We start from the raw sequence: 22,827 nt of genomic DNA, 5'->3' as shown, positions 1-22,827 counted from the left end.
CGCAACCGGGGGGCTACAGGTCCACGCGGATATTCGCCGCGCGGATCACCTCGGTCCACTTCGCCTTCTCGCGCGCCAGCCGCGCGTCGCCGTCGGCCGGCGTCGAGCCGACATAGTCGAAGCCCAGCTCGGCGAAGCGCGCCGCCACCTCCGGCGCCCGCGCCGCACGGAGCACCGCCTCGTTCAGGCGGTTCACCGGCCCGTCCGGCGTCGCCTTCGGTGCCACCAGCATGGCCCAGGTATAGACGTCGTAGTCGCTCAGCCGCGGGTCGCTCTCGGCCAGGGTCGGCACGTCGGGGAGCTGCGCGATGCGGTTGGCGACCATGGTGCCGAGCGGCCGGATCGCGCCCGAGCGGATATGCGGGGTCGCGCCCGGCACGTCGCAGAACAGCACGTCCACCTCGCCGGCGAGGAGCGCCACGAGCGACGGGCCGGTGCCGCGATAGGCGATATGCGTCATGTCCACGCCCATCTTCAGCTTGTAGAGCTCGGCGCCCAGGTGGAAGGGCGTGCCGTTGCCGGCCGAGCCGTAGTTCATCGCGGCGCCGCGCTGGCGCGCCAGCGCGTGGAAGCCCGCGATGTCGCGCGCCGGGCTGTCGGCGCGGACCACGACGACATAGGGCGAGGTGGAGACGAGGCTCACGCAGCGCAGCGTCTCGACCGGGTCGAAGGGCATGGGCTGGGCCGTGAGCGGGGCCGTGAGGAAGGAGATGGAGCCCATCAGCACGGTGTGGCCGTCCGGCCGCGCCTGCACGACGGCGCGCGTGCCGATGGTGGAGCCGGCGCCCGCGCGGTTCTCGACGGTGACGGGCTGGCCGAGGAACTCGCTCATCTTCGGCTGGACGAGGCGCGCGCCGATGTCGGGCGTGCCCCCGGGCGCGAAGGGAACGATCATGTTGACCGGGCGATCGGGCCAGGCAGCTTGCGCGAGGGCAGGGGCCGCAAGGGGGCCGGCAAGTCCTGCGAAGGGCAGGGCAAGGGCGCCGCGGCGCGGAATGCGGATCATGGATATTTTCTCCCGGGTGTTGGCCGAAGATTAATCCGGTTCCGGCGCGCGCGCGAGACGGGCGACGATGCGGAACGCGCGCCCGCCCTTTGTCCTGCTGGCCTGTGGAACGGCATGCGGGAGGTATTCCGGCATAGCTGATATTCGGCCTATGATTGGAATCCAGCCCATGACCCCGCGGGCCTTCAGTCCAGGGAGAATGTTCGTCTTGCCGATTGCCCGTCATGCTCCTTGGCCTGAACGCCGTCCTTCCAGACGAAATCGGCGCTTGCCCGGGCTCCGCAACGCCTTCTGCCCGATGGCGCCGTCGCTTGCGCGCGCGTCGGATCCGGAAAAGAAAGTCCAGGACCTTTCCGGACATCAGCGTGCGTAAGTTCTTCAATCCCTATCCCAAGTATCTCCACGTGCGCCGCATCCTGCTCGACCGCATCGAGGGCACCATGCGGCCGGGCGACCAGCTTCCCACGGAACACGCCCTCTGCGCCGAATTCTCGGTGAGCCGGGAGACCATCCGCTCGGCGCTGGCGGCGTTGGAGCAGGACGGCATCATCGAGCGCACGCGCGGCCGCGGGACCTTCATCGCCCGGCTGCCGCGCCGCCGCCCGGAACGGCGCCTGACCGGCATGGCCGAGGATTTCTACGCGCTCAACCTGGACACCGAGGCCAAGGTCCTCCAGGCGGGCCCGGGGCGGATCCCCGGCGCCCTGGCCGAGCAGCTCGGCCTCGACCCCGAGCTGCCGCTCTTCCGCATCACGCGGCTTCGCCACTTCGAGGGCCGGCCCTTCGCCTGGCATGACGGCTGGATGCTGCCCGAGATCGGCACGCGCATCGCCGCCCTCGACCTCACCCGGGCCTCCATCGATCGCGAGCTGCGCGAGACTCTCGATCTGCCGATCTGGGAGGATCAGCAATCCATCGAGGCGGTGGCCGCCGATATCCAGTCGGCCGAGCTGCTGGACGTGCCGATCGGCGCGCCGCTGCTGTGCCTGACCAGACTCTATTTGCTGGAGGGCGAGAAGTTCGCCGTCTATTTCCGGTCGCTCTACCGGTCCGACCGCTACTACTACACGGTCAAGCTCGCCCAGCCTGCGGGCCCGGGCGGACGGCAGCCGGCGCGGGCTGCGGGGCTCCGCAGGCCGGCCGGCCCGCGAATGGCCAGCACGCAGGAAGATTGACGGGGGCCTCTTGCCCGAAGGGGCGTCGCCTCATAGCTTCCGATCGGATTTGTCTGTCCACCTAGACAAAGGATGTCCGCGAATGCCCGATCAGATCTGCCACACCGCGCCTGCCGCGCCCTCCAAGGGGCCGCTGCACGGCCTGCGCGTCATCGATGCGGGGCAGATGATCGCGGCCCCGCTCGCCTGCACCATGATGGCGGATTTCGGCGCCGAGGTGATCAAGATCGAGCACCCGGTGCAGGGCGACGCCATGCGCTCCCGCCCGCCGGAGAAGGACGGAAAATCCCTCTGGTGGAAGGTGATCGCGAGGAACAAGCGGAACGTCACGCTGAATCTCTCCAAGCCCGAGGGACAAGCGCTGCTGAAGCGCCTGGTCGAGCACGCCGACATCCTGGTCGAGAACTACCGGCCCGGAACCTTCGAGCGCTGGGGCCTCGGCTACGAGGATCTCGCGAAGATCAATCCGCGCCTCGTGATGGTGCGCGTCTCCGGCTACGGCCAGACCGGCCCCTACGCGCAGCGCGGCGGCTACGGAACCGTGGCCGAGGCCTTCACCGGACTGCCCTCCTTCACCGGCTTCCCCGACGGCGCGCCGACGCTCTCCTCCTCCTATGCGCAGGCGGACAGCGTGGCTTCCACCTTCGCGGTGATGGGCGCCATGTTCGGCATCTATGAGCGGCTGCGCTCCGGCAAAGGGCAGGAGGTGGACGTCAGCCTCTACGAGCCGCTGTTCCGGCTCATCGAGTTCCAGGCCATCGCCTACGACCAGATCGGCATGGTGCGCGAGCGCATCGGCAACCGCTCCACCACCGATAGCCCGCGCAACGCCTATCGCACGCGCGACGATCGCTACATCACCATCTCGGCCTCGACCCAGAAGAGCTTCAACCGGCTGGTGGAGGCCATGGGCATGGCCGAGCTCGCGACCGACCCGCGCTTCACCGACGGGCTGCTGCGCCAGCGTAATGCCGATGTGCTGGACCAGATCATGACCGGTTGGTTCCTGCGGCACGACTTCGACCATGCGCTGAAGATCCTGGAAGAGGGCGAGGTGGTGGCGGGGCCGATCCTCACCATCGCCGACATCTTCCAGGATCCGCATTACGCCGCCCGCGAGACCATCGTGCCCGTGCCCGATCCGCATTTCGGCACCGTGCGCATGCAGAACGCGATCCCGAGGATGTCGCGCACTCCTGGCCGCGTTCACCGCACCGGCGGCGAGCTGGGCGAGGAGAACGAGGCGATCTGGCTCGATGAGCTCGGCCTGCCGCGCGAGGAATACGACCGGCTGCGCGCCGCGAAAGTGATCTGAGAAGGAAGTGCCAATGGGTCCGGGCTATGAGGGTGTCTACGTCGTCGGCACCGGCCAGACGACATATGAGAAGAAGACGGACAAGCCCGTCCAGCGGCTGATCTGGGAGGCTTCCAACCTCGCGCTTCGCTCCGCGGGCCTCGGCTTCCGCGACGTGGACGGGCTGGGCGTCACCGCCTTCACGCTCGGTCCCGACAACGTCACCACCATGACGGAGCATATGGGCCTGACCTGCCGCTGGCTCTTCCAGGGCCTCTACGGCGGCGCCTCGGGCGTCTCGGGCATGCTGCAGGCGGCGCGCGCGATCCAGCACGGCGACGCCGAGGTGGTGGTCATCGTCGCGGCCGACGCCTTCGACGTCACCTCCCACATGAACATGTCGCGCAACCCGGGCCAGCACGACTACATGGGGCCCTGGGGCTACGGCGCCGCCAACGGCATCTTCGCCATGCACACGCGGCTCTACATGAAGGAGTTCGGCGCGACGCGGGAGGATTTCGGGCGCCTCTGCATCGCCCAGCGCGAGAACGCCATGCTCAACCCCAACGCGCTGCTCCGCACGCGTATGGGCATGGAGGACTACCTCAACGCCCGCCCCGTGGCCGATCCGCTGCGGCTCTTCGACTGCGTGCTGCCATGTTGCGGCGCCGATGCGGTCGTGCTGGCGAGCGAGGCGGTTGCCAGGCGGCTCGACGTGCCGCTGATCCGCATCCTCGGCGGCGGCGAGGTGCACAACCATCCGGCCGACGACATCTACCGCTTCAGCGCCGGTTGGGAGACCTTTGCCGGGCGCATGTGGAACACGGCGGGGCTCGGCCCCAGGGACATGGACTTCGTGCAGCTCTATGACGACTACCCGCTGATGGAATTCGTGCAGCTGGAAGGCATGGGCTTCGCCCCGCGCGGCGGCGCCGGCACGCTCATCCGCGACAACGACTGCACGGTGCGGGGCACGCTGCCCATCAACACCGGCGGCGGGCAGCTCTCGGCCGGGCAATGCGGCGCGAGCGGCGGCATGATCGGCGTCTACGAGGCCGTGACCCAGCTTCGCCACGAGGCAGGCGATCGCCAGGTGCCCGATGCGAGGCACGGCGTCGTCGCGGGCTACGGGCAGGTCTCCTACGGGCGCGGCCTCTCCGCCAGCGCCTGCGTGCTGGGGCGGGAGTGACGGCGATGGCGAACGACCTCAAGCCCATGCCGCGGCTGACCTCGATCAACCGGCCCTTCTTCGAGGCCTGCAACGCCGGGGAGCTAAGGCTCCAGCGCTGCACCGCCTGCGCGAAGCACGTCTACTTCCCGCGCGTCTGCTGCCCGCATTGCGGCGGCGGCGCGCTGGAATGGGTAGCGGTGTCGGGCCGCGGCACGATCCGCACGCACACGCTGGTGCGCCGGCCGCAGCATCCCTCCTTCTTTCCGGAGGCGCCCTACCATGTGCTCGCCGTGACGCTGGAGGAGGGGCCGCTGATGTACAGCCGGCTCGCGGGCGAGGCGCCGGAGGATGCGGATCTGATCGGGCGGAAGGTGAGGGTGACGTTCTCGCAGGAAGCGCCGGGGCAGAAGCTGCCGTTCTTCGAACTCGCCTAGCGAGGGGCTCGGCCCCTCGCGCTCCCCGCCAGGGCTTTTTGCCCTGGACCCTCTTACTGACCGAAGGTGCAGGAAACTGCGTTTCCTGCCGGGGGAGTTCGAGGGGACGAAGCCCCCTCGAGTCAGAACCCCGGCGCGCGATCGGCGTCCAGAGCCCGCGCCACATAGGCCGCCTGCTGCGGCTCGTACCGCATCCAGAGCCGGCGCAGCTCCGCCACCGGCTCGTCGTGCCAGTCCACGCGCAGGTCCACCACCGGCCAGTCGTAGCGGTCCGCCACCAGCAGGCCGGCGCCGTGCTCGTCGTCGAACTCGCCGCCCGCCTCCAGCCCGGCCTCCAGCGCGCGCACCAGCCGCTCGGCCAGCGGAGCCCCCGCGCTGGCGGCGAAGGAAACCACCATCGCCTGAGGCACGCCCGTATTCGCCAGCAGGTTCCCCATCGAGACGCAATCCGGCCCCGTCGCCACCGCGTGCTCCGGCATAGCCTTGCCGCCCGAGAACCAGGCGACCCCGCCCATCCTGTCCACCACCGCGAGCTGCCGGTGCTCCACGCCGCGGGTCGAGCGGATCAGCAGGTCCACCACCGCCCGCGCGCCCAGCCCCTGCCGCAGCAATGCGAGTCCCTGCGGGCCGAGTGCCGGATCGGAGAGGTTCTGGGTGGCGACGGCGCCCATCGGCCCGGCCCAGGCGCAGCGCGCGGCCGTCGCGATGGAGGAGGAGGTGACGATGGTCCCGAAGGCCCCAGTCTCGGCGCAGCGCGCGGTCAGGGAGTAGGTCATGTGGTGAGTTTACCTCGCTTCGAGCATCCGGCCGCAAGGCGGCCGGCGCCGCCAATGTGACCGCCCGGCCGGGTGCTCTGGTGGTGGGGCGAAGCCAAGCCGCCGGAAGCGGGGCCCGGCGTCCGAGGGTGGAGACATATCACGGCCGCAGAACCTGCCGGCTCCGCGCCTCCGCCTCAAGCCCGTCCCAGGCATAGCGCATCGGCGTCATCCGCGCCGCCGCCCAGGTCTTGTGCTGATCGGCGTAGTGGGGGCTGCCGGGATGGCCGGAGGTGCCGTGGAAGACGGTCCAGAGGCTGTTCTCCCAGTCGCCCACGTCGAAGGCATAGCGCGACAGCGCGCCATAGGCCGTGCGCGGACCGGCCGGCGCGATCAGGCCATTGGCCATGACGCAGTCGCCGTCGCCGCCCAGCGGCTCGGCGATCGGGTCCAGCACGGAGGCGGCCTCCGGGAAGAGCGGCGAGAGCGGATGCGCGAGCTTCGGGCGATGCACCTCGCCCCAGTTCTCCGGGGCGGGCGTCGCGGCCACCTCGTCCAGCGCGGCCTGCAGCAGCCCGTCCCAGCTCTCGCCCCCGAGCAGGCTGGCATCGTCGGCGCGCAGCAGGGCCGGCAGTGCCCACCAGAGCTGCATGAGCGGCGCCACGCCCGGCGAGGGCTGGAGATAGGGGTGCGAGGCCAGCGCGCCGAGGCCGCTCACCGCCGCGAGCCGCTTCGTCAGCGCGATGCGGAAGGCGATGTAGCGCGAGGCGGTGACGGAGGCGGCCTCCATCCGCGCATCCCAGGCGGCCAGCTCCGCGCGCAGGGCTTCCGCGGCGCCCGTGCAGCCTCCCAGCGCGTCGAGTCTCGCGATGACATCGCCGGCCGGCTGCGACAGCACGTCGCCATGGATGGCCGCCGAGCCTGCGGGGCTGCGCGTCGACGCGTCGGCCGTCAGCAGCGCCGCCACGCGCCGGGCGCGATAGGGCGGGTGGCAGTCCGTCAACAGGTAGTCCGGGTGATCGTCGGCGGCGATGCGGTTGTTGGCGGTGACGATGATCCCGCCCGCCGGGTCGTGCAGCACCGGCATCTCCTCATGCGGGATCCAGCCCTGCCATTCGTGCTCGCCGGTCCAGCCGGGCATGGGCAGCCAGCCGCATTCCCGTCCGCGCCGGGGCAGCCGCGCGCGCAGCAGCCAGCCGATATGGCCCTGCGTGTCGCCGGCCACGAGGTTGTGGTCGATGAGCCCCCAGCCGCGCGTGGCCTCGTAGAGCGCCTTCACATTCTCCGCGCGCAGCATGCGGGGCAGGCAGTCGAAGGAGAGGTCGGTCTCGGCGAACTGTACGCTCTTCAATGAGAGCGCGTGTCCCGAGGCCGGGTCGCCGGCGATGACCGGCCCGTGCCGCGTCTCCACGATCTCCACCTCGCGCGGCGCCTCGCCGCGGATGGCGACGGCCTCCACCCGCCGCCGCACCGGCTCCCACATCTCGCGGAACATCGCGTGCTCCGCGCGCTCGTCGAAGCGCTCGACATAGAGATCGTGGATATCGGCGAAGCCGTGCGTGACGCAGTAGGCCACCTTCCCGTTATGGGCGAAGTGCGGGAAGCCCGGCACGCCCGGCACCGTGAGGCCGATCACGTCGAAGGCCGGGCAGGCGAGGTGCCCCTGGGCATACATGTTCGGCAGTTCGAGGACGCGATGCGGATCGCCGGCCAGCAGGGGCCGCCCCATCGCGCTGAGCTCCGACGAGACGGCCCAGTTGTTGCTGCCGCCGCCCGTCGCATCCTGCTCCGCCGCCTCCATCAGGGCGGCGACCGCAGGCGCGAGCTCCGCCAAGCTCGCCCGCCAGCGATCGGCCTCCGCGCCCTGCGGCATCAGCAGGACATCCTTGCCGCCGTCGTCGTAGCGCAGGCTGGTCACGGCCTCGCCCGCGACCGGCAGCGCCGCCGCGCGCCAGAGCTTGAACCAGACCGAGCCCATGAGCAGCCCGAGCCGCCGCATCACCGCGATGGTCTGCCAGCCCTCCCAGGGCTCCGGCGTGGCGCCGAGCAGGGTGTACTCGATCGGCAGGGGCGCGCCCGAGGCCAGGAAGGCGTTCACCCCCGCCGCATAGGCCTCGATCATGACCTTGGCTTCGTCCCCCAGGGCGGCGGCGTCGCGCCGGCTGGCGCCCTCGACGCCGAGCCGCCGCGACAGCGCATCCGCCCCGAAGGCCGAGGGGCCGAGCCATTCCGCGCTGCGCCCCAGCGCGCGGCGGCGATTCAGCTCCATCTGGAAGAGCCGGTCCTGCGCGTGGCAGAAGCCTTGGGCAAAGAAGGCGTCCCTCGTGGACCCCGCGCGGATATGGGCCACGCCCAGGGCATCGCGAAGCACGGTCACCGGCGCCTCCAGCCCCGGCAGCGTGACCTCGCCCGTCAGCTCCGGCACGGCGCGCCGCGCGGCCGCCCGCAGTTCTTCCTGGTTCATCCCGATATCTTCCTCGCCTGCTGGACGCGCGTCGCACATAGGAAATACCCTCTCGGCAACAACGAATAGGGGACGTGCGGACAATGACACCGACGAAGATCACCCGACGTGGCGCCATGCTCGCCGCCGGCGGCGTCGCGCTTCCCTGGATCGCGCCGCCCGCGAGGGCGGCCGGCACGGCCAACCTCGTGCTGGAGAGCGAGGTCGTCATCCTCGATCCGCATGCCACCACGGCCGCCATCACGCGGACCTTCGGCTATCACGTCTTCGACACGCTCTTCGCCATGGACGGGCAGGGGATGATCAAGCCGCAGATGGTGGCCGCCTGGGAGACGAGTCCGGATGGCCTCGTCTGGACCTTCCGTCTGCGCGACGGCCTGCTCTGGCACGACGGCGGGCCCGTCACCGCGGCCGATTGCGTGGCGAGCCTGGAGCGCTGGGCGCCGCGGGATTCCCAGGGCCGCATGCTCTGGGCCGCCAAGGCGGAGATCGTGGCGCTGGACGCGAAGAGCTTCCGGCTGACCCTGTCCCGCCCGTTTCCGCTGGTCCTCGACGTGCTGGGCAAGCCCAACGCGCCGCTGCCCGTGATGCTGCCCGAGCGGCTGGCGCGCGTGCCGGTCGAGACCCGCATCCGCGAGATCGTCGGCAGCGGCCCCTTCCGCTTCCGCGCCGCCGACTGGCGCCCGGGCAACTACATGGTCCTGGAGCGCTTCGAGGGCTATGTCCCGCGCGAGGAGCCGAATGACTTCCTCGCCGGCGGCAAGCGCGTGCATCTCGACAGCGTGACCCTGCGCGTCATGCCGGACCAGGCGACGGGCGCCACCGCCCTCATGCAGGGCGAGATCGACTACATGCAGTACCTGCCCTTCGACCTGCTGCCGCGGCTGGAACGCGCGCGCGGCGTGAGGCTGATGGGGTTGGGCGGCATCCACATGTTCCAAGGCAATTTTCGTCTCAACCACGCGGCCGCGCCGATGGACGATCCGGCGATCCGCCGGGTGCTGTGGCATTGCGCCGACCAGGCCTCGGTGCTCACCGCGATCGGCGTGCCCGAGCGCTTCCGCGCGCCGCCATGCCCCTCCTTCTTCCTCTGCGACGCGCCCTATGACAGCCGGGCGGGCGCGGAGGCGATGGGCCTCGACGTGGAGGGGGCGAAGCGCATGCTGGCCGCCACCTCCTATCGCGGCCAGCCCCTCGTCTTCCTGACGGTGGCCGGCAGCATCAGCCAGACGGCCGCGCAGGTGATGATCCAGAACATGAAGCTCGCCGGCTTCAACGTCGAGGAGCAGCAGATGGACTGGGGCACGGTGCTGGCCCGCCGCGCCCGGCGCGAGGGCTGGCACATGTTCGCCGTCTACGCGAACGGCACCGACATGTTCTCCCCGCTCACGCATTTCTACGTGGCCAATACCTGCGCCGACTATCCCGGCTGGGATTGCGACCGGGACGCGGAGCGGCTGCTGGGCGAATTCGCCCTGGCCCCCACGCCCGAGGCGCGCAAGCGCATCGCCGGCGAGATCCAGGCGACCGCGGCCCGCAACGTGCCCTCCGTGATGTGGGGCCAGTTCACCATTCCGGCCGGCTATCGCGAGCGCCTGCGCGACGTGCCCCAGGCGGCCTATCCGATGTTCTGGGGAGTGAAGGTTTGAGCACCGATTCCGATCTGCGCGAGCGCGCCGCCCGCGTCATTCCAGGCGGCATGTGGGGCCATCTGGACGCGAAGAAGCTGCCCGAGGGCTATCCGCAATTCTTCGCGCGCGGGGAGGGCGGCCATGTCTGGGACGTGGACGGGCGCCGCTATGTCGACCTCATGTGCAGCTGGGGGCCCATCGTGCTCGGCCATCACGACCCTGCAGTGGACGCCGCCGCGCGGAAGCAGACGGAGCTCGGCGACGCGCTGAACGGCCCCGGCCCCGTGCTGGTCGAGCTGGCGGAACGGCTGGTGGATCGCATCCCCGCCGCCGACTGGGCCATGTTCCAGAAGAACGGCACAGATGCGACGACCACCTGCGTGACCATCGCCCGCGCCGCCACGGGGCGGGGCACCATCCTGATGGCGCGCGGCTCCTATCACGGCGCCGCGCCCTGGTGCACGCCGGTTCCCGCCGGCACGACGGAGGCGGACAAGGCGAACCAGCTCCGCTTCGACTACAACGACGTGGCGAGCCTCGAGGCCGCGGCCGATGCCGCGGGCGGCGACCTCGCCGCCATCCTCGTCACCGGCTTCCGGCACGACAATGTGGTCGATCAGGAGCTGCCCGCGCCGACCTTCGCCGCCGCCGCGCGCGCCATCTGCGACCGGAAGGGCGCGGCGCTCATCCTGGACGACGTGCGCGCGGGCTTCCGGCTGCATCCCGGCGGCTCCTGGGAGACGGTGGGCGTGCGGCCCGACCTCTCCGCCTGGAGCAAGGCGATCGCCAACGGGCATACGCTCGCCGCCGTGACGGGGAAGGACTCCCTGCGCGACGCGGCCTCGCGTATTTTCGTCACCGGCTCCTTCTGGTGCTCCTCGGTCGCCATGGCCGCCGCCGTCGCGACCCTCGGGGAGCTGGAGCGGCGCGACGTGGTCGGCCATCTGGAAACCCTCGGTCAGCGGCTGCGCGACGGGCTCGCGGAACGGGCGCGCGGCGGGAATGTCGGCTTGCGGCAGACAGGGCCCGTCTCCATGCCGCTCTTCCTCTTCGACGGCGACGAGGACTTCGCGATGGGCCGCGCCTTCTGCCGGGCCGCCCTGGCCGAGGGCGCCTTCCTCCATCCGCGGCACAACATGTTCCTCTGCGCCGCGCATACGGAGGCCGACATCGACGCGGTGCTCGCCGCGTCCGAGGCCGGCTTCGCCGCGATCCGGGAGTTGCGTTAGAGGCGGCCGGGCCGCCTCGGGAGACGGGGTTGGGCTCGGCGCGTCCCTCGGGTCACCGGTAGTTCGCGAAGGCGGCGGCGGCCGTGCTCTGCCCGCCTCCGCCGCGCAGGGCGAGGCCGAGCAGCAGCCGCGCCTTCAGGCCGGAGAGGAAGCCGGCCGGGATGAGCCCGCGGCCCAGCAGGTCGATTTCCGAGCCCGCATAGCCATAGGTGCGGGTGAAGACCGGGCCGGCCATGGCCCGCGTCGCCAGCACCACGGGCATGCGGAGCGCCAGCTCGCCCAGCAGCGGCGCGGCCTCGGCGGGAACATGGCCCGCGCCCATCGCCTCGACGACGGCGCCGGCATAGCCGAGGCCCGGCAGCGCCCCGAGCAGCCTCCCGTCCTCGCCCATGGCCCATTTCAGCAGCGCCACGGGGCGCGGCGGGCCGCCATAGCTGGGCAGGCCCGGCATCCGCGGCACGCGGGCGTAGAAGCGCGGCCGGCCCTCGGCCACCACGCCGATCGGCCCGGCCAACGGCGAGGCGAAGGCCGAGGGCAGCGCGGTGTGCGACTTCTGCACGAAGCGCGCTGCGTGGATGTCGTAGTTCAGTACGGCGAGCGTGCCGAGGCCGCGCGCCTCGGGCGAGGCCGCGACGCGGGCCGCGGCCAGGAGGTTCGCGGGACCATCCGCGCCCGGCGCATCCGCCCCGCGCATGGCGCCGGTGACGACGACGGGCTTGTCGTCGGCCACCAGCAGGTCGAGCAGGAAGGCGGATTCCTCGATCGTGTCGGTGCCCTGGATCACCACTGCGCCGTCGAAGCCTGCGGCGAAGCCGTCCTCGATGCGCTTAGCGACCTCGACCAGCTGGCCGGGCTCCAGCGAGGGGCTTGGCAGCCGGTAGGGCGAATGCGCCTCGACCTCGGCCACTCCGGCAAGCTCGGGCACGGAAGCCACGAGCTCGGCCGCGCCCAGTTTCGGCGCGATGCCGCCGCCCGCATCGGGCAGCATGGTAATGGTGCCGCCGAGCGAGAGGAAGAGGAGCCGTGGCCGTGTCATGCGGCGGCCTCGCCCTCCTCCTCGCGCCTGGCCGTGTTCCGCGGCGCCGGGCGGTCGGGAATTTCGCCGGGGCGATAGTTGGGCAGCCGGCTCGCCGGGATCATGGCGAGCGCCGCCACGGCCGCCATGATCAGCAGGCCGATCTTCAGCGCCTGCAGGCGGGCCTCCGTATTCACCCTGACGGCCTCGGCCACCACCTCCGGCGCGGCGCCGGTGCGCTGCATGATGGCGAGCAGTTGGGTGTTGTTGACGAAGTTGATGCTCTCGAGGTCGATTTGCCCGATCACCTCCACCGGCAGCCGCGGGTTCTCGGCGATGCGGTACATGACGCCGGCCGAGAGCAGCCCCACCAGGAGGGCGCCCGAGACGGCGGTGCCGACGCCGGCGGCGAGGTTCTGCGTCGTGCCGCGCAGCGCGCCGACATCGCCGGCGAGCTCCTTCGGTGCCGCGGTCACCAGCACGTTGAAGACCAGCGTCACCAGCGCGCCCTGGCCGATGCCGAAGGTGATCAGCCCCAGCATGACGGGCACCGCCGACCAGTCGTTGCGCACCACCCAGGCGAGCCAGAGCAGGCCCAGGATGCAGAGCGCGAAGCCGCACTGGGCGATCCGCCGCGGCGTCACCTTGTCGTAGAGCTTCACCACCAGCATCGCCGTGAAGAAGACGGTGAGGTTGAAGGGCATCATGGCGATCGTCGTCTCGATCGGCGTGCGGCCCTGCACGATTTGGATATAGAGCGGCACGGTGAAGTTCAGCATGGATTCGAGACCGACGACGGTGAACATCGCATAGACCGCCGCGCGCTCCTGGCCGGAGGTGATGATGCTGAGGTCCAGCAGCGGCGTGCCGCCCCGCGCCTGGACGCGGCGGGTCCAGGCCAGGAAGACCTGCAGCAGGATGATGCCGGCCACGATCATGATCGGCGCGGGCGACATGCCGAAGATGTCGAAGGGCGCGGCGGGCCGGGCGACGCCGAGGCCGAAGCGGTTCAGGTTGTTGAAGCCGAAGACGATCATGATGATCGAGGCCGCGGCCAGCACGACGCCCACCAGGTCGATCCTCACCTCGGGGCGCGCCGCCTGCGGCCTCAGCCTGAAGCTGAGGAAGAAGACGATGGCCGCCAGCACGACGAGGATGCCGAAGACCGGCCGCCAGCCGACGAAGGTGCCGAGCAGCCCGCCGATCAGGAAGGCGGAGACGCCGGCCGCCGCCCGGGCCGAGCCCAGCGCGCCCACCGCCGTCGCCTGCTGCGTGCCGTGGTAGTGATGCGCGATCAGCGCCACCAGCGCCGGGACGATCACCGCGGCCGCGAGGCCGGCCAGGAGCTGCGCCGAGAGCATCACGCCGGCCGCCGGCGCGATCACCATCAGCACCTGGGCGACGGCGAAGACGCCGATCACCACGCGGAAGACCTGGGTGGAGCCGAAGCGCTGCACCAGCTTGCCGCCCAGCATCACGAATCCCGCGACGGCCAGCGAGTACATGACGATGCCGGTCGCGACCGTGGTGGGCGGCACGCCGAAGCTCGCCACCATGCCGGAGAGCGAGACGGGCAGGGCGGCCACGTTGAAGGACATCAGCACCTGGGCCAGGGCGATGGCGACCATGGGAATCCAGGATTCCCGGACCTCGGCGGCACTCGTGCTCATGGGGCGCTCCCTGGTTGTTCCGGCTTGGAGGCGAAGAGGTTCAGCCCGAGCCGCTCGGATAGGAACTTCGTCACGAGTTGGCCGCGCACGCTGTTGCCCGCGGAATCCAGCGGCGGCGAGAAGGTGCCGAGACCGCCCTTGCCGGGCGCGATGGTGACGATGCCGCCGGCGACGCCGCTCTTGCCCGGCAGCCCCACCTCGTAGAGCCAGTCCCCCGACTGCTCGTAGAGGCCGGCCGTCGCCATCACGGCGAGCACGCGCCGGCAGCGGTCGGCGTCCATGACGCGCTCGCGCGTCACCGGGTTCACGCCGCCATCGGCCAGCGTCGCGCCCATTACCGCCATGTCGCGCGCCGTCACGTTCAGGGCGCATTGCCGCGTGTAGATGTCGGTCGCCTCGTCGGGATCCGAATACATGCGGCCATAGCCGAGCAGCAGCCGCGCGATGCCCTGGTTGCGCTGGTTGGTCGCGGCCTCGGAGGCGTAGACTTCCTCGTCCAGCTCCAGCTCGCGGCCCGCGAAGCGGGACAGGCCCTCGCGGATGAAGCGCCACTTCGCCTCGGCATTGGCGCCCGGGGCGAGGCTCGTCGTCGCGATGGCGCCGGCATTGACCATGGGATTCATGGTGCGGTCGGCGTTGAGCTCGATCGCCATCACCGAGTTGAAGGCGAGGCCGGTGGCATTCACGCCGATCTTCTCGCGGGCCTGGCCGCCGCCCAGCGCCTGGCAGACCAACGCGAAGACGAAGGGCTTCGACATGCTCTGGATGGAGAAGGGCCGCTCCGCATCGCCCACCGAGAAGACCCTGCCGTCGACACCGGCCACGCAGATGCCGAAGAGCCCCGGCCCGGCCTCGGCGAGGGCGGGAATGTAGTCCGCGACCTGCCCCTCGGCGACGGGCGCGTAGCGGCGATGCGCCTCCTCGACCTGGGCCGCGACCGTCACCGCTTCCGGCAGATGTCCGGTCGAGACCGTCTCCGGCCCGGGCAGGTCGTCCAGGTGAAGGCGGTAATCCATGAAATGCGGCCTTTCTTCCCCGGGTTCTTAGCCTGGCATGTAAAATCGATGGACGCGGAGCACCGGGCGGGTTCAGCATCGCAGCAATACGGCGACACGCTCAGGCTAGGCATTTGCGGGGAGGCGCAGATGGGCCGAAAATCCAGCCAGTATCCCTCCCGTCCCGATATCATGCCGCGGCAGCCGAAAACCCTGGTGACATGGGTTGGGAACTGAGAGGTCTGTGCGTTCGAAAACGCTGTCCCCGGCATGAGAAGGGCGGTCAGACGCATGCGAGATTCCGAGATCCTCCCGCAGGAGGACCGAAGCGCGCCGGCGGTCGAGCCCGGCCGCGGCCTGCTCCGGCCCGTGAGCTTCTCGACCCTGGACCTGCCCGCCGCGCAGCAGTTCGAGGCCTGGCGCGACCATTGCCGCTCCGTGGTCGAGATGACGGAATCGCTCGGCCCCGGGCCCGGCTACGCGGCACGCTTCCGCATGTGGAGCTTCGGCCATTTCGCGCTCAGCGCGGTCGAGGCCCCAGCCTGCCGCTTCCAGCGCACCCGAGCCCAGATCCGCCGGGATTCGCTCGACCTCTGGCAGATCCACGTGCCGCGCACCGGCTCGATGCGGCTGCGGACGGAGGCGGCCCAGATCTCGGTCCCGACCGGCGTGCCGCACATCCTGTCCCTCGACCAGGTCGTCGACGGCGACCGCACGGAGCGGGACTGGCTGTGCCTCTTCGTCTCGCGCGATGCCTTCCCGGGCCTCGGCCCCACCATCGACGCCTGCCGCGAAGCCCCGCTGGGCAGCGCCATGGGCGGGCTGCTGGGCCATTACGTGGAAAGCCTCGCCGACAGCCTGCGGACCATGACGGAGGCCGAGCTGCCGCGCGCCGCCGAGGCCACCCGCTCGCTGATCGCGGCCTGCATCGCGCCCTCCTCGCCCGCGGCCCTGGACGCCGAGGGGCATGTGGAACGCGCCCGGCTCGGCCGCATCCGGCAGATCATCCGGCAGAATCTGCGCTCCACGCGGCTCGGGCCCGACCGGCTGTGCAAGCTCGCCGGCGTGTCGCGCTCGCAGCTCTACCGCCTCTTCGAGCCCTTCGGCGGCGTGGCGCGCTACATCCAGAGCGAGCGGCTGCGCCAGGCGCACCAGGCGCTCTCGGACCCCGCGAACACGCGGGACATCATCAAGGTCGCCGAGGATTTCGGCTTTTTCGACCCCTCCGCCTTCAGCCGGGCCTTCCGCCGCGAGTTCGACTACTCGCCGACGCAGCTCCGCCAGACGGCCCAGAGCGGCTGGGTCGCCGCCCCCATCCGCAAGAGCCCCGGCCAGGCGGGCGCGCGCGACTTCGCCAGCGCCCTCCGGCAGATCTGAGCAGGGCCTGCTGCCGGCGCCTTTGGGACGCACGGCACGGGATCGGCATGCGGGAGCCATGGCTGCGGCCCCTCCCTGGACCTAGCGTTCGGGTGGCGGAAGCCGGCGCCGCAAGGGCGGTCGCGCATTTCGAAGGCCGGCACGCGAGGTCGCGGAAAGCCGGCGGCAAAGGGGAGTTCTGCTCATGCGCTTCGTCACCACCTTGGCCGGCAGCCTGGTGCTGCTGGCCGCCGCCATGGGGGGAGCGCCGGCCCAGACGACGGCCCCGGCGCCGGCCGGCCCCACTGCCAGCGGCCCCGTGACCGCCGGCCCCGTGACCACCGGCAATCTCGCGAGCCTCTGCGGTGCGCCGCTGAGCGAGGAGGTTGGCCATGTCTCGCAGGCCTTTTGCCGCGGCGTCATCGTGGGCGTCGGCCAGTACCATATGGAGATCTCGCGCCCCGGCGGCCGTGCGGCGATCTTCTGCCTGCCCACGCCGACCCCGACGCTGGAGGCCGCGCAGACCTCCTTCGTCGCCTGGGCGGCCGCCAATCCGCAGCATGCCGGCGAGCTCGCCGTGAACGGCCTGCTGCGCTGGGCCGCCGCCACCTATCCCTGCCCGACCGCGCGCGGCGCGCGGCGCTGATCCGGAAGGACAAGAACATGCGCAAGACGCTCCTCCTTCCCGTCGCCCTCGTGCTTGGCCTAGGCGCCTGCGCCGACGAGACGCTGAACGTGCCGATCAGCCCGACGACGCAGCGGGTCGGCGGCGGCGCGGCGGCCGGCGCGCTGACCGGCCTCGCGATCGGCTCCTTCTCCGGCAATGCCGGCCTCGGCGCGCTGATCGGCGCCGGCGTGGGCGCGGGCGGCGGATTCGCCCTCGACCAGAGCCGGCGCGCCCAGCAGCGGTCCTTCAACCAGGGTGTCGCGGCGGGCCGCGCCTCCCAATGACGGCCAGCCCCGCCGTCCCGCCGGGGGAGGTCGGCCCGGCGGGGTTGTCGGCGCGCGGGACGGGGGCGAGGGGCCGCAAGCGCCTCGGCCTGCCGCTCGCCGCCCTCCTGTGCCTGGCCGGCGCGGCGCCCGCCTCGGCCCAGGGCAGCGACGCCGCGACGATCGCGGAGCTGAGACGCCAGCTGGACGCGATGCAGCGCCGGCTGGAGCAGCTGGAGGCCAGGAGCGCGCAGCCCGCCGGCCGTCCGCCGGCGGCCCGCCCGCCCGCCGTGGTCGCGGTGCCCGACCGGGCTGCACGCCGGGCCCCCGATCCCGCGGTCGAGGCGGCGCAGGCGGCGGCGCGGGAGGCCCGCGTGGCGGCGAACGAGGCCCAGGCGGCGTCACGCAGCCTCACCCAGGCCTCCGCGGCGCTGGCCACCATGGGCGGGGCGCCGGCCGAGCGCACGGTGCCCGGCCTCGAACCGCCCGAGCCCATGGGCCATTCCTTCGAGGACGCGCTACGTTCCGACCTGCCGGGCGTCGCCTTCCGGGTGCCGGGCACCGACACCCAGCTCCGGCTCTACGGCTTCGCCAGGGTCACCGGCCACCAGGATTTCAACGCCCGCAACCAGACCGATGCGCCGCTGCCGGGTGGGATTCCGCTGCGTGGCAGCCCCGCCGATCAGCAGGGCGGCGAGTTCACCGCCTCGGCCCGCTTCAGCCGCTTCGGCGTCGACACGCGGACGCTCACGAGCTGGGGCACGCTGGAGACCCGGATCGAGGGCGACTTCGGCGGCGGAACCTCCGCCAATGCGACCTTCCGCCTCCGGCAGGCCTGGGCTGAGCTCGGCACGGAGCGGTTCGCCGTCCTCGCGGGCCAGGCCAACAGCCTGTGGAATGAGGGGCTGTTTGAGACGATCATCGACGCCACGAACCTCAACCAATCCTTTATCCGCCAGGCGCAGCTCCGCGTGACGGCGCGGCTGGCGAAGGGCCTGACAGGACAGTTCTCGATCGAGGCGCCCGAGACGCAGTACACGGCGGCGGGCGGCGTCTTCAATCCGTCCAGCACGCTCGACGGCGGGGCGAGCCCGGCCTTCAACGCCATGCCGGATGTCCTCGCGCGGCTGACCTATCGCGGGAACGGGATCGAGCTCGGCGCCCGGGCGCTGCTGCGCCAGCTGCAGATCCGCCCGGCCGGGACCGCCGCGGGCGCGCCCGCCGGCACGGCCTCGGCGACCGGCTGGGGCCTCGCGGCCCATGCGCGGCTCCCGATGCGGCTCGTTTCCGACCGGTTCGGCCCGGACGAGCTGGTGGGCATGGTCTATTACGGCGAGGGAATCGGCCGCTATTTCGCGGGAAGCACCAACGGCCAGGACGCCCTGTCCAATATCGGCATGCCCGGCGTTCACGGCCGCGTGAGCCTGGACGCAACCCCGGCCTGGGGCGCGACCCTGGCCTATCGGCGGTTCTGGATGCCGCAGCTGCGGAGCAATTTCGCCTATTCCTATGCGCGCCAGGATTTCCCGGGATACGCCCTGGGCTTCGCTCCGGGCTCCGCCGCCGCGATGGCGCTGAACCGCGACGTCCATCAGGGCTTCGCCAACCTCATCTGGAGTCCCTTTGCGGAGGTCCGCAACGGGGTCTTCGGCAGCGGCTGGCTGGATCTGGGGCTGGAGTATCTTTTCACGCGGCGCGATGTCTTCGGCGGTGCGACGGCCGCAGGGTCGGGTAAGGTCGGCCACGGTATCGCCAGCCGCCTCCTCTTCGGCGCCGTCGCACGCTTCTGACGCGGCAGCCGCCCGGGGCGTCATCGTGGAACAGGAGATCTCGCCCGGGATGACAAGAGGACCTGGGATTCAGGCGTGTTGAGGCGGTCTGCCGCCTGGCTGCTTCTGCTGCTGGCCGGCTGCGGCAGCATCGCGCGGCTCCCGGCGCCCCCGCCGGAATCCGCCGAGGCTCTCGCGGTCCTCGGCATCCCCAATGCCCGTTTCTGGATCGACGGCAGCCCGGACGCCATTCTCCGCGAGGGCGTCGCGATGGTGGCCCGCGAGGCCGCGACCCTGCCGCCCGGCGCGCCCCGGCCGCCGACCACCTTCCTCGCCATCTCGGGCGGGGCCGACAACGGGGCCTTCGGCGCGGGCCTGCTGAACGGCTGGACGGCGGCGGGCGATCGGCCGGATTTTACGGTGGTGACCGGCATCTCGGCCGGTGCGCTGATCGCGCCCTTCGCCTTCCTCGGCCCCGCCTACGACCCCCATCTGCGGGAGGTCTTCACCGAGATCGCGCCGCGCGACATCCTGCTGCTGCCGCGGCAGGTCTTCGCCGTGGTCCCGCTGCTCTTCGGCGAGGCGCTGGCCGACACCTCGCCCCTGGCCCGCCTCATCGGCCGCCACACCGACGAGGCCATGCTGGAGGCCATCGCCCGCGAGTACCGGCGCGGGCGGCTGCTGCTGATCGGCACCACCAATCTCGACCTGCAGCGGCCTGTGGTGTGGAACATCGGCGCCATCGCGGCCAGCGGCCACCCGGACGCGCTGAAGCTGTTCCGCAGCATCCTGCTGGCCTCGGCCTCCATCCCGGGCGCCTTTCCGCCGGTGCTCGTGCCGGTCGAATACCGGGGGCGGAGCTATGAGGAGATGCATGTGGACGGCGGCGCCGCCATGCAGGTCTTCCTCTACCCCTCCTCGGTGAATCTCCGCGAGCGAGGGAGCCTGCGCGAGCGCACCGCCTATGTCATCCGCAACGGCCGCGTGGACGTGGAGGGGAGCGTGACGCCGCGGGGCCTGTTCAGCATCGCCCGGCGCTCGGCGGCCACGCTGCTGCATTTCAGCGGCATCAGCGACATCCACCGCATCTACCTGACGACCCTGCGCGACGGGGTGGCATTCCGGCTGGCCTTCATCGGGCCGGACTTCCAGGCGGAGCGGCGGGAGCCCTTCGACCCGCCCTATATGCAGGCGCTCTTCGACTACGGCTATGCCCAGGCAGGACAGCCCTGGCACAGGGTGCCGCCCGGGGTGAGCAGCACGGCGGCCCCCGCGGCGCGCTGACGGAGTCAGGCTTCCGAGACGAGCCAGTTGCGGAACAGGGCCGTCGCCCGCTCGCGCTCCGGGGCGGGCGTGGCATAGACCAGCCAGTCCGGCTCCTCGGTCAGCGCCAGGTCGAAGAGCCTGACCAGCCGCCCCGCGCGCAGGTCCTCGGAGACGAGGTTGGCGAAGAACAGCATCACCCCCATCCCGGAGACCGTCGCGAGATAGGCGAGGTTCATGTCCTCGAACTTGATCCCGCGCCCGGCGTCGATCCCCGGCTCCTTCGCCAGCTTGAGCCAGCGTCGCCAGTCGCCCTTGCGCTTGCGCGTGTGGATCAGCCGGTCGGGGTCGAGCTGGGACGGATGGGTGATGGGCGAGCGTCCGGCGAGGTAGCCGGGGCTGCACACGGGCACGAGCCGGCCGTCGAAGAGGCGCGTCGGCTCCACCTTCGCCAGCGGCGCCGCGCCATGGGTGATGGCAAGGTCGAAGCGGCGCGGGGCGAGGGCAGGGGGTGGGCCGCCCTCGGCCGCGATGTCGAGCGCGATGGTCGGATGGCGCGCCAGGAAGCGCGGCAGCCGCGGCACCAGCCAGCGCTGGGCCAGGTTCACGGAGGCATAGACCCGCAGGCTCGCCGGGTCGTTGGCCGAGAAGAGGATGCGGGTGTCCTCCTCGATGCGCCGGAAGGCGTCGCCGATCGAGCGGAGATAGGCCTGGCCCTGCGGCGTGAGCACGACCTCACGGTGCTGCCGCTCGAAGAGCCGGGCGCCGAGATGCTCCTCCAGCTGCCGGATCTGGTGGCTGATCGCGCCCGGCGTCACGCCAAGTTCGGCGGCGGCGGCGGAAAAGCTCAACAAGCGGCCGGCGGCCTCGAAGGCGCGAAGGCTGCGGAGCGGGGGCAGGCGGGTGCTGATGAGGGTGTCCCCGGATGAAGGTGCGGCGAGCCGAAAGCGAGGCTTCGTTGTGAATCACGGGCTGAAGCAAAAGGCCAGATCATGGATCGGCGGACGCCTCCGCGATCGCCGCCCGCAGGTGCCGTCGTAGGAAGACGCCGGCGCTGGCCAGTGCCTGCCGGCCCGGTTCCAGACACGCGTTCCACATGGGCCAGGCGTGGATCATGTGCGGCCAGATCTCCAGCGAAGCCCGCACATCGGCGCAGCCCGCGGCCCGGACGAAGCGGCTGGAATCGTCGATCAGCGTCTCGGCCGACCCGACCTGGACCAGGAGGGGCGGCAGGCCCGCCAGATCGGACCAGAGCACCGAGATGCGCGGGTCGCTCGCCTCCAGGCCGGCCGGGACGAAGGCCGCGGCCAATTCGTCCAGATAGGCGCGATGAATGAGCGGATCGAGGGCGTCCCGGGTTGCCAGGGTCTCGCCGGACTGGGTGAGATCGGTCCAGGGCGAGACCAGCCAGGCGCAGGCGGGCAGGGCCTCGCCGGCGTCGCGAAGCCGGTTCAGGAGCGCCACGGTGAGATTGCCGCCCGCGCTGTCGCCGCCGATCACGATCCGGGCGGCCGCAAAGCCCTGCCGCCGGAGGAATTGCCAGGCCGTCCAGGCGTCGTCGAGCGCGGCGGGGTAGGGGTGTTCCGGAGCGAGCCGGTACTGGACGGCGAGGGTGCGCAGCCCGCCGGCCCGCCCGGCCTCGGTGACCAGCCGGCGATGACTGCGGATCGAGCCCGAGCAGTAGCCGCCGCCGTGGAAGTACAGCAGGACGCAGGAGGGATCGCTGCCCGGGGCCAGGGACCATTCGCCTGGCAAGCCGTCGAGGTCGATGGTCTCCACTGCGATGTCCCCGGCGGGCGGGCAGGTCGAGCCGACCTCGTCGATGCGCCGGCGCCGCTCCGCCCAGCCGACCGGCCGGGGCTTCGAGGCGAGCAGTTGCCGGATCGCGTCGATCTCGCTCGTATTCATGGGCGTTCCTCCGTCGTTCGAAGGAGGATTACACGGTCAGGAGCTTGCGGACCTCCTCTTCGTCCAGTTCCTTCGTGGGGCCGGCGAGCGCCACCTCGCCGCGGACCATGACGGTGATGGTGTCGGCGAGGTCGCGGGCGAATTCGAAATACTGCTCGACCAGGACCACGGCGAAGTTCCGGTCCTTCGCCAGGTGGTGGATCACCCGGGCGATGTCTTTGATGACATTGGGCTGGATGCCCTCGGTCGGCTCGTCGAGGATGAGCAGGCGCGGGCGCGCGGTGAGCGCGCGCCCGATGGCGAGCTGCTGCTGCTGCCCGCCCGAGAGGTCGCCGCCGCGCCGGCGGAGAAACTGCCGCAGGATCGGGAAGAGGTCGAAGACCTCGGCGGGGACCGAGCTGCCGCGGGGGGCGGCGGCCAGCGCCGTCTCGAGGTTCTCCTGGACGGTCAGGAACGGAAAGATCTCGCGGCCCTGCGGGACATAGCCGATGCCGGCGAGGGCGCGTTCGGCGGGGCCGAGGTCGCGGATCTCGCGGCCCTCCCAGACGACGCTGCCGCCCTGGATGCGCTCCAGCCCCATGATCGAGCGGAGCAGCGAGGATTTGCCCACGCCGTTGCGGCCGAGCACGGCGGCGATCTGACCAGGACCGACGGCAAGGGAGACGCCGCGCAGGCAGCGGCTGGCGCCGTAGGAGAGGTCGATATCGGTGGCGACGAGCATGGGCTATCGGTCCGATCGTGGCCGCGCGGCCTCAGGCCTGG

General features: G+C 71.4%; 20 protein-coding genes. 11 read left to right on the top strand and 9 right to left on the bottom strand.

What is annotated here, in order from left to right:
* Positions 1–13: 13 nt before the first annotated feature.
* The gene (locus tag EJV46_RS04805; RefSeq protein WP_131547438.1) at positions 14–1,006 is read right to left on the bottom strand and encodes a tripartite tricarboxylate transporter substrate binding protein; all 993 of its coding nucleotides are present in this window, start codon (positions 1,004–1,006) and stop codon (positions 14–16) included.
* A gap of 365 nt (positions 1,007–1,371) precedes the next feature.
* Between EJV46_RS04805 and EJV46_RS04800 the strand changes: the two genes are divergently transcribed.
* The 4 genes from EJV46_RS04800 to EJV46_RS04790 all read left to right on the top strand — a co-directional run bounded on the left by EJV46_RS04800 (position 1,372) and on the right by EJV46_RS04790 (position 5,080).
* A complete protein-coding gene (locus EJV46_RS04800) occupies positions 1,372–2,181 on the top strand; it encodes a GntR family transcriptional regulator (RefSeq protein ID WP_165585345.1) in 810 nt (269 codons plus the stop codon).
* 82 nt (positions 2,182–2,263) lie between these two features.
* Positions 2,264–3,496 carry a CaiB/BaiF CoA-transferase family protein gene (locus tag EJV46_RS04795; protein ID WP_131547436.1) on the top strand — a complete coding sequence of 411 codons (1,233 nt, stop codon included), beginning with the start codon at positions 2,264–2,266 and terminating at the stop codon, positions 3,494–3,496.
* Positions 3,497–3,509: 13 nt separating this feature from the next.
* On the top strand, positions 3,510–4,664 hold the full coding sequence (locus EJV46_RS22680; protein WP_165585344.1) for a thiolase family protein: 1,155 nt from the start codon (positions 3,510–3,512) through the stop codon (positions 4,662–4,664).
* Between the two features lie 5 nt (positions 4,665–4,669).
* Entirely contained in the window at positions 4,670–5,080 is a 411-nt protein-coding gene (locus tag EJV46_RS04790) for a Zn-ribbon domain-containing OB-fold protein (RefSeq protein ID WP_165585343.1), read from the top strand.
* A 122-nt stretch (positions 5,081–5,202) separates the two neighbouring features.
* On the opposite strand, the gene EJV46_RS04785 is transcribed toward EJV46_RS04790, so the two are convergent.
* Positions 5,203–5,856 carry a DUF1028 domain-containing protein gene (locus EJV46_RS04785; RefSeq protein WP_131547434.1) on the bottom strand — a complete coding sequence of 218 codons (654 nt, stop codon included), beginning with the start codon at positions 5,854–5,856 and terminating at the stop codon, positions 5,203–5,205.
* A 139-nt stretch (positions 5,857–5,995) separates the two neighbouring features.
* Positions 5,996–8,299 carry a penicillin acylase family protein gene (locus EJV46_RS04780; protein WP_165585342.1) on the bottom strand — a complete coding sequence of 768 codons (2,304 nt, stop codon included), beginning with the start codon at positions 8,297–8,299 and terminating at the stop codon, positions 5,996–5,998.
* An 83-nt stretch (positions 8,300–8,382) separates the two neighbouring features.
* On the opposite strand from EJV46_RS04780, the gene EJV46_RS04775 reads away from it, so the two are divergent.
* Positions 8,383–9,948 (top strand): ABC transporter substrate-binding protein, encoded by a 1,566-nt coding sequence (locus EJV46_RS04775; RefSeq protein ID WP_131547432.1) that lies wholly within the window; start codon positions 8,383–8,385, stop codon positions 9,946–9,948.
* Positions 9,945–11,159: an aminotransferase class III-fold pyridoxal phosphate-dependent enzyme gene (locus EJV46_RS04770; protein WP_240782401.1), complete on the top strand. Its 1,215-nt coding sequence runs from the start codon at positions 9,945–9,947 to the stop codon at positions 11,157–11,159. The genes EJV46_RS04775 and EJV46_RS04770 overlap by 4 nt, the downstream gene beginning before the upstream one ends.
* Positions 11,160–11,211: 52 nt before the next feature.
* Here EJV46_RS04770 and EJV46_RS04765 read toward each other — a convergent pair whose 3' ends face one another.
* The 3 genes from EJV46_RS04765 to glsA are packed head-to-tail and all read right to left on the bottom strand — an operon-like array spanning position 11,212 to position 14,860.
* The gene (locus tag EJV46_RS04765) at positions 11,212–12,195 is read right to left on the bottom strand and encodes an asparaginase (protein ID WP_131547431.1); all 984 of its coding nucleotides are present in this window, start codon (positions 12,193–12,195) and stop codon (positions 11,212–11,214) included.
* On the bottom strand, positions 12,192–13,844 hold the full coding sequence (locus EJV46_RS04760) for an MFS transporter (RefSeq protein ID WP_240782400.1): 1,653 nt from the start codon (positions 13,842–13,844) through the stop codon (positions 12,192–12,194). Before EJV46_RS04760 ends, EJV46_RS04765 begins: the two co-directional genes overlap by 4 nt.
* Positions 13,841–14,860: a glutaminase A gene (gene glsA / locus EJV46_RS04755; protein ID WP_131547430.1), complete on the bottom strand. Its 1,020-nt coding sequence runs from the start codon at positions 14,858–14,860 to the stop codon at positions 13,841–13,843. Before glsA ends, EJV46_RS04760 begins: the two co-directional genes overlap by 4 nt.
* A 270-nt stretch (positions 14,861–15,130) precedes the next feature.
* Between glsA and EJV46_RS04750 the strand changes: the two genes are divergently transcribed.
* The 5 genes from EJV46_RS04750 to EJV46_RS04730 all read left to right on the top strand — a co-directional run bounded on the left by EJV46_RS04750 (position 15,131) and on the right by EJV46_RS04730 (position 20,178).
* On the top strand, positions 15,131–16,216 hold the full coding sequence (locus tag EJV46_RS04750) for a helix-turn-helix domain-containing protein (RefSeq protein ID WP_165585341.1): 1,086 nt from the start codon (positions 15,131–15,133) through the stop codon (positions 16,214–16,216).
* Positions 16,217–16,400: 184 nt separating this feature from the next.
* The gene (locus EJV46_RS04745; protein ID WP_131547428.1) at positions 16,401–16,841 is read left to right on the top strand and encodes a Rap1a/Tai family immunity protein; all 441 of its coding nucleotides are present in this window, start codon (positions 16,401–16,403) and stop codon (positions 16,839–16,841) included.
* A gap of 17 nt (positions 16,842–16,858) precedes the next feature.
* Positions 16,859–17,146 carry a glycine zipper domain-containing protein gene (locus EJV46_RS04740; protein WP_131547427.1) on the top strand — a complete coding sequence of 96 codons (288 nt, stop codon included), beginning with the start codon at positions 16,859–16,861 and terminating at the stop codon, positions 17,144–17,146.
* On the top strand, positions 17,143–18,915 hold the full coding sequence (locus EJV46_RS04735) for a DcaP family trimeric outer membrane transporter (protein ID WP_131547426.1): 1,773 nt from the start codon (positions 17,143–17,145) through the stop codon (positions 18,913–18,915). The genes EJV46_RS04740 and EJV46_RS04735 overlap by 4 nt, the downstream gene beginning before the upstream one ends.
* A gap of 78 nt (positions 18,916–18,993) precedes the next feature.
* Entirely contained in the window at positions 18,994–20,178 is a 1,185-nt protein-coding gene (locus EJV46_RS04730; protein WP_131547425.1) for a patatin-like phospholipase family protein, read from the top strand.
* Between the two features lie 5 nt (positions 20,179–20,183).
* Here the strand turns inward: EJV46_RS04730 and EJV46_RS04725 are convergent, their stop codons facing one another.
* From EJV46_RS04725 to urtE, 3 genes are all read right to left on the bottom strand, one after another.
* Entirely contained in the window at positions 20,184–21,056 is an 873-nt protein-coding gene (locus EJV46_RS04725; protein ID WP_255465993.1) for a LysR substrate-binding domain-containing protein, read from the bottom strand.
* A gap of 91 nt (positions 21,057–21,147) precedes the next feature.
* Positions 21,148–22,065 carry an alpha/beta hydrolase gene (locus EJV46_RS04720; RefSeq protein WP_131547423.1) on the bottom strand — a complete coding sequence of 306 codons (918 nt, stop codon included), beginning with the start codon at positions 22,063–22,065 and terminating at the stop codon, positions 21,148–21,150.
* A gap of 28 nt (positions 22,066–22,093) precedes the next feature.
* Complete coding sequence (gene urtE, locus EJV46_RS04715) at positions 22,094–22,786, bottom strand: urea ABC transporter ATP-binding subunit UrtE (RefSeq protein WP_131547422.1); 693 nt, start codon at positions 22,784–22,786, stop codon at positions 22,094–22,096.
* Positions 22,787–22,827: the final 41 nt, after the last annotated feature.

The sequence above is a fragment of the Roseococcus sp. SYP-B2431 genome, from assembly GCF_004336745.1.
In the GTDB taxonomy this organism is placed as follows: Bacteria; Pseudomonadota; Alphaproteobacteria; order Acetobacterales; family Acetobacteraceae; genus Roseococcus.
The sequence above is the reverse complement of the archived record's forward strand: the minus strand, read 5'-3'. Positions and strand labels throughout refer to the sequence as shown.

What these genes read in the sequence shown, in the direction of transcription:
- EJV46_RS04785 (WP_131547434.1), bottom strand. Translation starts at nt 5,856, where the DNA reads ATGACCTACTCCCTGACCGCGCGCTGCGCCGAGACTGGGGCCTTCGGG.
- urtE (WP_131547422.1), bottom strand. Translation starts at nt 22,786, where the DNA reads ATGCTCGTCGCCACCGATATCGACCTCTCCTACGGCGCCAGCCGCTGC.
- EJV46_RS04805 (WP_131547438.1), bottom strand. Translation starts at nt 1,006, where the DNA reads ATGATCCGCATTCCGCGCCGCGGCGCCCTTGCCCTGCCCTTCGCAGGA.
- EJV46_RS04720 (WP_131547423.1), bottom strand. Translation starts at nt 22,065, where the DNA reads ATGAATACGAGCGAGATCGACGCGATCCGGCAACTGCTCGCCTCGAAG.
- EJV46_RS04765 (WP_131547431.1), bottom strand. Translation starts at nt 12,195, where the DNA reads ATGACACGGCCACGGCTCCTCTTCCTCTCGCTCGGCGGCACCATTACC.
- EJV46_RS04760 (WP_240782400.1), bottom strand. Translation starts at nt 13,844, where the DNA reads ATGAGCACGAGTGCCGCCGAGGTCCGGGAATCCTGGATTCCCATGGTC.
- EJV46_RS04735 (WP_131547426.1), top strand. Translation starts at nt 17,143, where the DNA reads ATGACGGCCAGCCCCGCCGTCCCGCCGGGGGAGGTCGGCCCGGCGGGG.
- glsA (WP_131547430.1), bottom strand. Translation starts at nt 14,860, where the DNA reads ATGGATTACCGCCTTCACCTGGACGACCTGCCCGGGCCGGAGACGGTC.
- EJV46_RS04775 (WP_131547432.1), top strand. Translation starts at nt 8,383, where the DNA reads ATGACACCGACGAAGATCACCCGACGTGGCGCCATGCTCGCCGCCGGC.
- EJV46_RS04790 (WP_165585343.1), top strand. Translation starts at nt 4,670, where the DNA reads ATGGCGAACGACCTCAAGCCCATGCCGCGGCTGACCTCGATCAACCGG.
- EJV46_RS22680 (WP_165585344.1), top strand. Translation starts at nt 3,510, where the DNA reads ATGGGTCCGGGCTATGAGGGTGTCTACGTCGTCGGCACCGGCCAGACG.
- EJV46_RS04780 (WP_165585342.1), bottom strand. Translation starts at nt 8,299, where the DNA reads ATGAACCAGGAAGAACTGCGGGCGGCCGCGCGGCGCGCCGTGCCGGAG.
- EJV46_RS04745 (WP_131547428.1), top strand. Translation starts at nt 16,401, where the DNA reads ATGCGCTTCGTCACCACCTTGGCCGGCAGCCTGGTGCTGCTGGCCGCC.
- EJV46_RS04795 (WP_131547436.1), top strand. Translation starts at nt 2,264, where the DNA reads ATGCCCGATCAGATCTGCCACACCGCGCCTGCCGCGCCCTCCAAGGGG.
- EJV46_RS04750 (WP_165585341.1), top strand. Translation starts at nt 15,131, where the DNA reads ATGCGAGATTCCGAGATCCTCCCGCAGGAGGACCGAAGCGCGCCGGCG.
- EJV46_RS04740 (WP_131547427.1), top strand. Translation starts at nt 16,859, where the DNA reads ATGCGCAAGACGCTCCTCCTTCCCGTCGCCCTCGTGCTTGGCCTAGGC.